Raw genomic sequence first — 11,552 nt, 5'->3', positions numbered from 1 at the left:
GTAGGTCGCGGAATCGCGGACCGCGCCCATCCGCTCGCCCCGCGTGTCGCCTTCGGGGTATTCGGCCCCCGGGGCGCTGAGGTAGCCGCGGGCGTTGGCCAGGTAGACGTCGGCGATCGCCTTCTTCTTCTCGGCGTCCTCGACGAACACCCATTGCCAGCCTTGCGAATTGGAACCGGTGGGCGCCTGCAGCGCCAGTTCGAGGCATTCCGTCAGCACGTCGCGGCCCACCGGCTTGTCGAAGTCGAGACGCTTGCGGACCGAGCGGGTGGTGGTAAGCAGTTCGTCGACGGACAGATTCAGGGTCATGCTTGGAGGTTACATTCGGCTGATGAGCGTCGAACTGACACAAGAGGTTTCCAACAGGCTGCGGTCAGACAACTTCGGCTGGCTGACCACCGTCGCCAAATCGGGTCAGCCGGTTCCCCGGCTGGTCTGGTTCTACTTCGACGGCACCAAGCTGACGGTGTACACGTTGCCGCAGGCCGCCAAGGTCGCCCACGTCAAGGCGCACCCCCAAGTCAGCCTCAACCTTGATTCGGACGGAAGCGGTGGCGGCATCATCGTCATCGGCGGGACGGCCACCATCGATGCCACCGACGTCAATTGCCGGAACGACGAACCGTACTGGGCGAAATACCGTGAGCTTGCCGAGCAATTGGAGTCGAACGAGGGCATGTCGATGGATGCATTCAGCACCCGGCTGGCGATTACCCCGAGCCGGGTCTGGACGACGCCGGGCGGTTAGTCGTCGTCCTGAGAGGTCAGTTTGTGGGTGGGGGCGGCGCATCGCGCGGAATCGCCCCGTCGCAGCCGCCGGGCGGTGGCGGCGCCGGAAGAGGCTCGTCGCCGCTGACGCAGTCGTAATAGAACTGAGGTCCGGTCAACCAGGTTTTCATCCACTGGTGCCAATACGACCCGTCGGGATACTTGTCGCCATCACAGACGGCCAACTTGCCGTAACCCCATCGATCGCCCGGGCAGAAGCCCTTCGTGATGTCCGGCTGGTGCGGGTCGGCCGGCCCGGGCGGGTCGGCGCCGGCGACCGGGGCAGAAAAGACAAGCGCTGCAGCACAACTCAGTATCGCGGCGCCATGGCCCGCAGCCTTGAATCTCATGTTGAAAGCAACGGTGAATCGTTACTGCCGATTCCACGCAACGGGTCATTTACAGCCGATTCCAAGCGATGGCGAGGGTAATTCCTAGCGAAAGTCGCGGGACTTCGACCCCACCGCCAGGGTGATGCGGCCCAGCCGCTCGGCGACGACGGTGATCGCGCCGCTGGCGTTCTGGACCTGCCCGCGCACCAGCAGCGCCGGCGCCGAGTTCGCCAGCTTGCGATGCCGCGCCCACACCCACGGCGCGCAGAGCACGTTGACCATCCCGGTCTCGTCCTCGAGGTTGATGAACGTGACCCCCTGCGCCGTGCCGGGCCGCTGCCGATGGGTGACCGCGCCGGCGATCAGCACCCGGTCGCCGTCGGGCACCGAGCCCAGCTTCTCGGCGGGCACCACCCCCATCGCGTCCAGGTCGGCCCGCAGGAACTGCGTCGGGTAGCTGTCCGGGGAGACCCCGGTGGCCCACACGTCGGCGGCGGCCAGCTCCAGCTCGCTCATCCCGGGCAGCGCGGGGATGTGCGAGGACGATCCCACCCCGGGCAACCGGCCCGGCCGCTGGGTGGCCGCCGCCCCGGCGGCCCACAACCCCTCGCGCCGGGACATGCCGAAGCAACCAAAAGCCCCGGCCGTCGCCAGCGCCTCGGTCTGCGGCACGCTCAACTGCAGCCGTGCCGTCAGGTCCAGCAGGGAAGCGAACGGGCCGTTGGCTTTTCGCTCCTCGACCAGCCGCTCGGCCAGGTCGTCGCCGATATGGCGGACCGCGCCCAGCCCCAACCGCACCTCGGTTCCGGCGTTCTCCAGCGTGGCGTGCGCCAGGCTGGCGTTGACGCACGCGCCGTGCACCGTCACGCCGTGCCGGCGCGCATCGGCCACCAGCGACTGCGGCGAGTAGAACCCCATCGGCTGGGCGCGCAGCAGCGCCGCGCAGAACGCCGCCGGGTGGTGCAGCTTGAACCACGACGAGTAGAAGACCAGCGACGCGAAGCTCAGCGCATGGCTTTCCGGGAAGCCGAAATTGGCGAAGGCCTCCAGCTTTTCGTAGGTGCGGTCGATCACCTCGTCGCTGGCGCCGTGCAGCGCGCGCATGCCCTCGTAGAATCGGCCGCGCAGCCGTCGCATGCGTTCGGTCGAGCGCTTGGACCCCATGGCGCGGCGCAACTGATCGGCCTCGGCGGCCGAGAAACCCGCGCAGTCGACCGCGAGCTGCATCAGCTGCTCCTGAAAGAGCGGCACTCCCAACGTCTTTCGCAGCGCCGGCTCCATGGACGGGTGGTCGTAGACCACCGGCGCCTCCCCGTTGCGCCGCCGGATGTAGGGATGCACCGACCCGCCCTGGATGGGGCCGGGACGGATCAGCGCGACCTCCACCACCAGGTCGTAGAACACCCGCGGCTTCAGCCGCGGCAGGGTGGCCATCTGCGCGCGTGACTCCACCTGGAACACGCCGACGGAATCGGCGCGGGCCAGCATCTCGTATACCGCCGGCTCGGAGAGGTCGAGGCGGGCCAGGTCCACCTCGATCCCCTTGTGCTCGGCCACCAGGTCGATGGCATAGTGCAGCGCCGACAGCATCCCCAGCCCGAGCAGGTCGAACTTCACCAAACCGATTGCCGCACAGTCGTCTTTGTCCCACTGCAGGACGCTGCGGTTCTCCATGCGCGCCCACTCCACCGGGCACACGTCGGCGATCGGCCGGTCGCAGATCACCATGCCGCCGGAATGAATGCCCATGTGCCGCGGCAGGTTGCGGATCTGGTTCGCCAGATCGACCACCGGTTCGGGAATGCCCTCGACATCGGGTGCGTCGGCGAGCCCGTTCCAGTGGTTGATCTGCTTGCTCCACGCGTCCTGCTGGCCCTGCGAGAAGCCCAGGGCGCGGGCCATGTCGCGCACCGCGATCTTTCCCCGGTAGGTGATGACGTTGGCGACCTGGGCGGCGTAGTCGCGGCCGTATTTGTCGTAGACGTACTGGATGACCTTTTCGCGCTGGTCGGACTCGATGTCCATGTCGATGTCGGGCGGCCCGTCGCGGGCCGGCGACAGGAAGCGCTCGAACAGCAGCTCATTGGCCACCGGGTCGACGGCGGTGACACCGAGGGCGTAACAGACCGCGGAGTTGGCCGCCGATCCCCTCCCCTGGCACAGGATGTTGTTCTCCCGGCAGAACCGGGCGATGTCGTGCACCACCAGGAAGTAACCCGGAAACGTCAGGTGGGCAATGACTTTGAGTTCGTGCTCGATCTGGGCATAGGCGCGCGGCGCCTGCTCGGCCGACCCATAGCGCCGGCGCGCCCCGGCCATGGTCAGCTGCCGCAGCCAGCTGTCCTCGGTGTGCCCGGCGGGCACGTCGAACGGCGGCAGCTGCGGCGCGATGAGCGCCAGCCCGAACGCGCACTGCTCGCCCAGCTCGGCGGCCGCGGTCACCACGTCGGGGCCCCCAAAAGGCACCTGCGCGAACAGCCGGGCCATCTCCTCCCCGGAGCGCAGGTGCGAACCGCCCAGCGGGGCCAGCCACCCGGCGGCCGAATCCAGGGACTCCCGCGCCCGGATGGCGCCCATCGCCATGGCCAGCCGGCGCCGCGACGGCCCCGCGAAATGCGCGCCGGTGGTGGCGACGACGCCCACCCCGAAGCGTGGGGCCAGCGCGGCCAGCGCGGCGTTGCGTTCGTCGTCGAGCGGTTGACCGTGATGGGTGAGCTCGATGCTGACCCGGTGCGCACCGAAGCGGTCCACCAGGTCGGCCAGCGCCCGCTCGGCCGCGGATGGGCCCCCCTCGGAAAGCGCTTGGCGCACATGGCCTTTGCGACAGCCCGTCAGGATGTGCCAGTGTCCGCCGGCGGCCTCGGTCAGCGCGTCGAAATCGTAACGGGGCTTGCCCTTCTCGCCGCCGGCCAGGTGCGCCGCGGCCAGTTGCCGCGACAACCTCCGGTAACCCTCCGTACCACGGGCCAGCACCAGCAGGTGCGGGCCGGGCGGGTCCGGCACCTCGGTGCGCGCGCCCGGGCCCAGCGACAGTTCGGCGCCGAACACGGTGCGCATGTCGAGCTCGGCCGCCGCTTCGGCGAACCGCACCGCCCCGTACAGGCCGTCGTGATCGGTGAGCGCCAGGGCGCGCAGGTCCAGCCGGGCCGCCTCCTCGACCAGTTCCTCGGGCGTGCTCGCCCCGTCCAAGAAGCTGAACGCCGAATGCGCATGCAGTTCGGCATAGGCGACGGACGAGCGGGACGCCCGGCCGTCATCCGGCGGCCGATACGTCGCGCGCCGGCGCGACAGCGGGCCGTCGGATTCCGGGCCCGCCGACTCCCCGGCATGGCGCGGCTTGCTATCGAGCACCCGCTCCATTTCCGCCCAGCTCGGCGGCCCGTTGAACCAGCCCACGGATGCGAGTATATCGAACTGGTGTTCGATTTAACCTCGGCCCAGTACAACCGTTGTTAAACCGATCGTCAACTCCTAAACAAGGTCTTAACGCTGCGGGCACTACCGCGGATCACGAGCTCCACAGATACTGGTACAAGTTCAAAAAAGCGGACACGGCCGGGGGCAGCATGGCGCAGACACTGGACACGGCATTCCTGCAGGCCCACGATCCGGATCAGCACGCCAGCCTGGCGGTCGGGGCGGTCGCCATCGTCGACGGCACCGCGCCCGATTACGAGCGGCTCAAAAGCCTTCTGGCGGAACGTATCCAGCCCATCGCGCGATGCACTCAGCTGCTGCGGGCCCAGCCGCGCAATCAGGAGTGGATCGACTGCCCGGACTTCGACCTGGCCCACCACTTGCGCCGGGTGGCGATTCCCCGCCCGGGCGACGAGGCTGAGCTGTCCCGGGCCATCGCCTACGCGCTGGAGCGGCCGCTGGATTCCGACCGGCCACCGTGGGAGTGCTGGATCATCGAGGGCCTGACGGGCAACCGATGGGCGATCCTGATGAAAACCCATCACGGGCTGCTCGACGGCAACCCGGCCGCCCGGCTGATCAGCAGGCTCTGCGACGACGCCGACGCCGACACCTTCGCCAACAATGCCGCGGGCAAGCAGGTTTCGCCATCCACATCCGCCAAACCGGGCTGGGCGGACGCGCTGTGGCGCGCCTCGTTGGCCACCGGCAACCTGACCGGCGCCCTGATCGACACGCTGTGGCCGGTCGTGCGCACCGACGCGGTGAGCACGCTGCGGCGCTACAGCACCGTGCGGGTGCCGATCGCCGACGTCGACAGCGTCTGCCGCAAGTTCGGGGTGAGCGCCAACGACGTCGCGCTGGCCGCCATCACCGAAGGATTCCGCACGGCGCTGATCGGCCGCGGCGAACAACCGCGGGCCGACTCGCTGCGCGCCCTGGTGCCGCTGCCGGTCCGCTCGGCCATGCTCTCGCACCTGCCGGTCGAACACGACGACCCGGTGCGGCGGTTGCAGACCGTGCACACCCGGTGGCAGGCCAAGCAGGCCGTCCAGCCCCTGGGCATCGCGGAGTCGGTGCTCGGCTTGCTGCCGAAGGTGTTGCGCAGCAATGTCTTACAGCTGCTCTCCCGCGTGCCGCAGCGGGCCATCGTCACGCTGGCCACCAACGTGCCCGGGCCGCGCCGCCGGCTTCGGGTGATGGGCCAGACGCTGGAACGGCTGCTGCCGATCCCCCCGACCGCCACGGCGCTGCACACCGGCGTCGCGGTGCTGAGCTACGGCGACGAACTGGTCTTCGGGATCACCGCCGAACACGGCGACGCGTTCGACGTCAAGCAGCTGGCCGCCGGCATCGAGCTGGGCATGGCGCGCCTGGTGGCCCTCGGCGACGATTCCGTGCTGCTGTTCACCCGCAAGCGTTCCCCGCGCCGGGTCGCCCGCCCGGTACCGCCGACGCATCCGTCGGCGCCGGGGCGCGCCCGGCACTGACCCGGCCCTGACCCGGCCCCGGGGGCGCCGGCCACCGTGAGAAGGTTGGTCATGGGCAAGTTGGGGCGGGCCGTCATCGACCCGCGCCGCCATGACGCGGTGCTGTTCGACGCCGACGGCGCGCTCGGCTCGTCGTTGGCCGCGCAACTGCGCGAAATCGGGGTGGGCGCCGCGGTAAGCGCCGACGGCCCGGCGCGGACGGCCGACCGGCTGCGGGTGCGCCCCGGCCGTTGCGTGGTGGTCGCCGGGGACGCCGCGGGCGTCGAGGCCGCGCGCGCCGCCGGGTTCGCGCTGGTGATCGGCCTCGACCCGGCCGGGCGTGGCGCGCTGGAGGATGCCGGGGCCGACGCGGTGGTCGCCGACCTGGACGAGGTCACCGTGCGCACCGGGGACCGCCGGATGTCGCAACTGCCGGATGCGTTGCGGGCCTTGGCCGATGGGCTGGCCTCCCGGCGCCCGGCCGTGTTCTTCGACTTCGACGGCACGCTGTCGGACATCGTCGACGACCCGGATGCGGCGCGGCCCGTCGCCGGGGCCACCGAGGCGTTGGAGAAGCTGGCCGCGCGGTGCCCGGTCGCGGTGCTGTCCGGCCGCGACCTGGCCGACGTGGCCAGACGCGTTGGCGTGCCGGGCATCTGGTATGCGGGCAGCCACGGCTTCGAGCTGACCGCCCCCGACGGCGCCCACCACCAGAACGAGGCCGCGGCCGCCGCCATCCCGGTGCTCGAGGGGGCGGCCGGGCGGCTGCGCGACGAGCTGGGCGGGATCGCCGGCGTCGTGGTGGAGCACAAGCGATTCGGGGTCGCCGCGCACTACCGCAACGCCGCCCGCGACCGCGTCGGCGAGGTGCTGGCGGCGGTGCGCGCCGCTGGCCGCCGCGACGGGCTTCGGGTCACCACCGGCCGCGAGGTGATCGAGCTGCGCCCAGACCTGGACTGGGACAAGGGCAAAACGCTGCGCTGGGTGATCGATCACCTGCACCGGGCCGGCTCCGGTGCGCTCACGCCGGTCTACCTCGGCGACGACATCACCGACGAGGACGCGTTCGACGCGGTGCGCGCGGACGGCGTGCCGATCCTGGTGCGGCACGGCGACGACGGCGACCGCGCCACCGCCGCGCTGTTCGCGCTCGACAGTCCCGCGCGGGCCGCCGAGTTCACCGACCGGCTGGCCGATCAGCTCAGCGGCTAGCGGCGGTCGCCCCCATCAGGGCGCGGCGTATTCCACCGCGCCGTCGTCGAGCACCACCCGCGCGTCGGCACCGTCGGTTCCGGAGGCCTCGGTGCGGAACACCGCCTTGCCCGGCTCGGTGCGCCAGATCAGCGTGGTCAGCGTCTCGCCGGGGAACACCGGCGAGGTGAAGCGCGAGGCGATCGAGGTGATGTTGGCCGCGACGCCGCCGCCGAGCTCGGCGACCAGCGCGCGACCCGACACCCCGTAGGTGCACAGCCCGTGCAGGATCGGCTTGGGGAAGCCGGCCAGCTCGCGCGCGAACCACGGGTCGCTGTGCAGCGGGTTGCGGTCCCCGGAGAGCCGGTAGATCAGCGCCTGGTCCTCACGGGTGGGCAGCGCGATCCGGGCGTCCGGCTCGCGGTCGGGGAATTCGGGTGCGATCGGTCGCTGACCCGGCATGCCGCCGAAGCCGCCCTCGCCCCGGATGACCAAGGTGGTGAGCGTCTCGGCGATCAACTTCCCGGAATCCGGTTCGGTGCCCCGGCCGCGCAGCACCAGGATCGCGTTCTTACCCTCACCCTTGTCCTGGATGTCGGCGACCTCCGACACCACCGAGAGTTTTCCGGCGGGCGGCAGCGGCGCGTGCAGCCGGATGCTCTGCGATCCGTGTAACAGCATGGCCCAGTTGAACTTTCCGACCAGGCCCGCCGCGCCGAAGGCCGGGCAGCAGATCACCGCGTAGGTCGGCAGCACCTGCTGGTCGATGTCGTGGCTGTTCTCGGTGGTGAATGCCAGGTCGTCGACCCCGGCGCCGACGCCGAGCGCGTAGAGCAGCGTGTCCCGATCGGTCCATTCGAACTGCATGGGTTCGGTGACCGCGCCGACGGCACTCGGATCAATCGCCATGGAAGTCTCCTGATCGTTGGGTAGGGATCCTGGGTCCACTCTGGCATCCGGCGAAACGAGGGCATGATCAAGGCCCTCTCCCCGGGGCCGCGCGGTAACAAAGCAACGCAAACCCTTCCCAGCGGAGCCGTCGACAGGGCAGGCTATCGACATGCCCAAGCGCAGCATGATCCGCAAGGCCGGCGTCGCGCTCGCCGCGCTCACCGCCACGATGATCGTCGCCGGCTGCGGCGGCTCACCGCAGGCGCGGTCCATCACGGTGACGTTCATCCGGCACGCCCAGTCCGAGGCCAACGCCAGCGGCGTCATCGACACCGGGGTGCCGGGCCCCGGCCTGACCCCGGAGGGCAAGGGACAGGCCGAACAGGTCGCGCACCAACTCGGCCGCAAGGACTACGACGCCGTCTACGCCTCCACCATGATCCGGACGCAGCAGACCGCCGCTCCGCTGGCCGCCGAACTCGGCAAACAGGTGGAGGTGCTACCCGGCATCCAGGAGATCGACGCCGGCTGGTTCAACGGCAAACCCGAGTCGATGGCCAAGTCGACGTACATGCTGGCGCCGGCGAACTGGATCAACGGCGACGTGTCCGACAGCATCCCCGGCTCGGTCAGCGGCAAGGAGTTCAACGACCAGTTCACCGCGGCGATCAACAAGATCTACAACAGCGGGCACCGCAACCCGGTGGTGTTCTCGCACCGGAACTCGATCATGGTGTGGACGCTGCTGAACGCCCAGAACGCCAAGGACAGCCTGATGGACAGCCACCCGATTCCGAACACGGGACGGGTGGTGATCAGCGGGAACCCGATGACCGGCTGGACGCTGGTCGACTGGGACGGGATTCGCGACTTCCACAGCTAAACGCCACCGCACAAGATCGGCAGTTGACGTGCGCGGCTGCCACCGCCACCATGTCTTCATGCGGTATGTCGTTACCGGCGGTACCGGGTTTATTGGTCGCCGCGTCGTGTCTCGCCTTCTGGAATCGGAGCCCGAGGCGCAGGTGTGGGTGCTGGTCCGACGCCAGTCGCTGGGCCGTTTCGAGCGGCTCGCGGCGGCGTGGGGTGAACGGGTGAAACCCCTGGTCGGTGCGCTGCCGGAACTGGATCTGAGCGACGAGGCGCTCGCCGAGCTGGGCCGGGTCGATCACGTCGTGCACTGTGCGGCGATCTACGACATCACCGCCGGCGAACCCGAACAGCGGGCCAGCAACGTCGAGGGCACCCGCGCGGTGATCGCGCTGGCGCAGCGGTTGGACGCGACGTTGCACCACGTGTCGTCGATCGCGGTGGCGGGCGATTTCGCCGGCGAATACACCGAGGACGACTTCGACGTGGGCCAGCAGCTGCCGACGCCCTATCACCAGACCAAGTTCGAGGCCGAGCTGCTGGTGCGCTCGGCGCCGGGTCTGCGTCATCGCATCTACCGCCCCGCGGTGGTGGTGGGCGATTCGCGCACCGGCGAGATGGACAAGGTGGACGGCCCGTATTACTTCTTCGGCGTGCTGGCCAAGTTGGCGGTCCTACCCAAGCTGACCCCGATCCTGCTGCCCGACACCGGCCGCACCAACCTCGTGCCGGTGGACTACGTCGTCGACGCGCTGGTCGCGCTGATGCACGCCGACGGCCGCGATCAGCAGACGTTCCACCTGACCGCCGAGAAGACCATCGGCCTGCGTGGCATCTACCGCGGCGTGGCCAAGGCGGCCGGGCTGCCGCCGCTGCGCGGTTCACTGCCCCGTGCGGTGGCCGCCCCCGTGCTCAAGGTGCGCGGGCGCGCCCGGGTGGTGCGCAACATGGCGGCCACCCAGCTCGGCATCCCCGCCGAGGTGCTCGACGTCGTGGACCTGGCGCCCACCTTCGTCAATGAGAAGACACGAGATGCGTTGCGGGACACCGGGATAACTGTTCCCGAGTTCGCCGGCTACGCGCCCAAGCTGTGGCGGCACTGGGCGGAGCACCTCGATCCGGATCGGGCGCGCCGCGACGATCCGCGGGGACCGTTGCAGGGTCGCCACGTCATCATCACCGGCGCGTCCAGTGGCATCGGCCGGGCGGCGGCCATCGCGATCGCCGAGCGGGGCGCCAGCGTGTTCGCGCTGGCCCGCAACGGCGCGGCGCTGGATTCGCTGGTGGCCGAGATCCGCGCCAATGGTGGTGCCGCCCATGCCTTTACGTGTGATGTCACCGATTCGGCGTCGGTGGAACACACCGTCAAGGACATCCTGGGCCGGTTCGACCACGTCGACTACCTGGTGAACAACGCCGGCCGGTCCATCCGCCGCTCGGTGGTCAATTCGACCGACCGGCTACACGACTACGAGCGGGTGATGGCGGTCAACTACTTCGGCGCGGTCCGGATGGTGCTGGCGCTGCTACCCCATTGGCGCGAGCGCCGATTCGGCCACGTCGTCAACGTGTCGAGCGCCGGTGTGCAGGCCCGCAATCCCAAGTACAGCTCGTACCTGCCGTCCAAGGCGGCGCTGGACGCGTTCTCCGACGTGGTGGGTTCGGAGGTGCTGTCGGACCACATCACCTTCACCAACATCCATATGCCGTTGGTGCGCACGCCCATGATCGTGCCGTCGCACCGGCTCAACCCGGTGCCGGCGATCAGCCCCGAGCGGGCGGCGGCGATGGTGGTGCGCGGGCTGGTGGAAAAGCCGGCCCGCATCGACACCCCGCTGGGGACGCTCGCCGAGGCCGGCAACTACTTCGCCCCGCGGACGTCGCGGCGGGTCCTGCACCAGCTCTACCTGGGCTATCCCGACTCGGCGGCGGCACGCGGGCTGACCGCCCAACCGGCCCCGGCGCCCGCCGCGCGCGGCCCGCGGCGCAAGCCCAGCCGGCCGGTGCGCGCCGTCACCCGCAGCATCCGCACACCGCGTCCGGTCAAGCGGCTGGTCCGCCTGGTGCCCGGCGTGCACTGGTAGTCACTTCTGCAGCGTGAACTGGTTGACGTCGATGTAGCCGACGCGGAACGCGTCGGCGCAACCGGTCAGGTACTTCATGTACCGCTCGTAGACCTCCTCGGACTGCAGCGCGATGGCCTCGTCCTTGTGCGACTCAAGCCCGGCGGCCCAGATGTCGAGCGTCTTGGCATAGTGCGGCTGCAACGACTGCACGCGGGTCACCGTGAAGCCGTTCGCGGTGGCGCGCTCCTGCACCATCGGGATCGACGGCAGCCGTCCGCCCGGGAAGATCTCGGTGACAATGAATTTGATGAACCGGGCGAACGTGAACGAGATCGGCGCCTTCGAGCACTTCGGGCACGAACGCTACGACGCGTTCTTCACTCTGGCGCACGACCTGCTGCCCGACGACGGGATCATGCTGCTGCACACCATCACCGGGCTGCACCCGACGGAGATGGTCGAGCGCGGCATGCCGATCTCGTTCACGTTCGCCCGGTTCATCAAATTCATTGTCACCGAGATCTTCCCGGGCGGACGGCTGCCGTCGA

The 11,552-nt window shown here is 69.7% G+C and carries 10 protein-coding genes and 1 pseudogene; 6 read left to right on the top strand and 5 right to left on the bottom strand.

The window, feature by feature from the left end:
• Window positions 1–309: nitroreductase family protein (locus tag A9W96_RS15595; RefSeq protein ID WP_197499531.1), on the bottom strand; the 309-nt coding region annotated here is incomplete at its 3' end.
• Between the two features lie 22 nt (window positions 310–331).
• Here A9W96_RS15595 and A9W96_RS15590 point away from each other — a divergent pair.
• On the top strand, window positions 332–748 hold the full coding sequence (locus tag A9W96_RS15590) for a TIGR03667 family PPOX class F420-dependent oxidoreductase (protein WP_066872193.1): 417 nt from the start codon (window positions 332–334) through the stop codon (window positions 746–748).
• Window positions 749–764: 16 nt separating this feature from the next.
• Here the strand turns inward: A9W96_RS15590 and A9W96_RS15585 are convergent, their stop codons facing one another.
• Together A9W96_RS15585 and A9W96_RS15580 are read right to left on the bottom strand one after the other, a co-directional pair.
• Window positions 765–1,118 (bottom strand): hypothetical protein, encoded by a 354-nt coding sequence (locus tag A9W96_RS15585; RefSeq protein WP_066872160.1) that lies wholly within the window; start codon window positions 1,116–1,118, stop codon window positions 765–767.
• A gap of 84 nt (window positions 1,119–1,202) precedes the next feature.
• The gene (locus A9W96_RS15580) at window positions 1,203–4,496 is read right to left on the bottom strand and encodes an error-prone DNA polymerase (RefSeq protein ID WP_067141035.1); all 3,294 of its coding nucleotides are present in this window, start codon (window positions 4,494–4,496) and stop codon (window positions 1,203–1,205) included.
• A 170-nt stretch (window positions 4,497–4,666) separates the two neighbouring features.
• Here A9W96_RS15580 and A9W96_RS15575 point away from each other — a divergent pair, with 170 nt between their 5' ends.
• Both A9W96_RS15575 and otsB read left to right on the top strand, forming a co-directional pair.
• On the top strand, window positions 4,667–6,007 hold the full coding sequence (locus A9W96_RS15575; protein ID WP_067141032.1) for a wax ester/triacylglycerol synthase domain-containing protein: 1,341 nt from the start codon (window positions 4,667–4,669) through the stop codon (window positions 6,005–6,007).
• Window positions 6,008–6,058: 51 nt separating this feature from the next.
• Window positions 6,059–7,198, top strand: coding sequence for a trehalose-phosphatase (gene otsB / locus A9W96_RS15570; protein WP_067141029.1), 1,140 nt, complete (start codon window positions 6,059–6,061; stop codon window positions 7,196–7,198).
• A gap of 15 nt (window positions 7,199–7,213) precedes the next feature.
• Here the strand turns inward: otsB and A9W96_RS15565 are convergent, their stop codons facing one another.
• Window positions 7,214–8,086 (bottom strand): MaoC family dehydratase, encoded by an 873-nt coding sequence (locus A9W96_RS15565; RefSeq protein ID WP_067024697.1) that lies wholly within the window; start codon window positions 8,084–8,086, stop codon window positions 7,214–7,216.
• Between the two features lie 151 nt (window positions 8,087–8,237).
• Here A9W96_RS15565 and A9W96_RS15560 point away from each other — a divergent pair, with 151 nt between their 5' ends.
• Both A9W96_RS15560 and A9W96_RS15555 read left to right on the top strand, forming a co-directional pair.
• Window positions 8,238–8,951, top strand: a complete 714-nt coding sequence (locus A9W96_RS15560; RefSeq protein ID WP_066872147.1) for a histidine phosphatase family protein — start codon at window positions 8,238–8,240, stop codon at window positions 8,949–8,951.
• A 58-nt stretch (window positions 8,952–9,009) separates the two neighbouring features.
• A complete protein-coding gene (locus tag A9W96_RS15555) occupies window positions 9,010–11,022 on the top strand; it encodes an SDR family oxidoreductase (RefSeq protein ID WP_067141026.1) in 2,013 nt (670 codons plus the stop codon).
• Here the strand turns inward: A9W96_RS15555 and A9W96_RS15550 are convergent.
• Window positions 11,023–11,340 (bottom strand): annotated as a pseudogene (locus A9W96_RS15550) (class I SAM-dependent methyltransferase); the annotation flags it as partial.
• Between A9W96_RS15550 and A9W96_RS15545 the strand changes: the two are divergent.
• Window positions 11,303–11,552, top strand: a 250-nt coding sequence (locus A9W96_RS15545; RefSeq protein WP_197499532.1) for a class I SAM-dependent methyltransferase, incomplete at its 3' end; no start/stop codon positions are given. The pseudogene A9W96_RS15550 and the gene A9W96_RS15545 sit on opposite strands and share 38 nt — an antisense overlap.

The sequence above is a fragment of the Mycobacterium sp. 1245852.3 genome (assembly GCF_001669335.1).
Lineage (GTDB): Bacteria > Actinomycetota > Actinomycetes > Mycobacteriales > Mycobacteriaceae > Mycobacterium > Mycobacterium europaeum_A.
The sequence above is the reverse complement of the archived record's forward strand: the minus strand, read 5'-3'. Positions and strand labels throughout refer to the sequence as shown.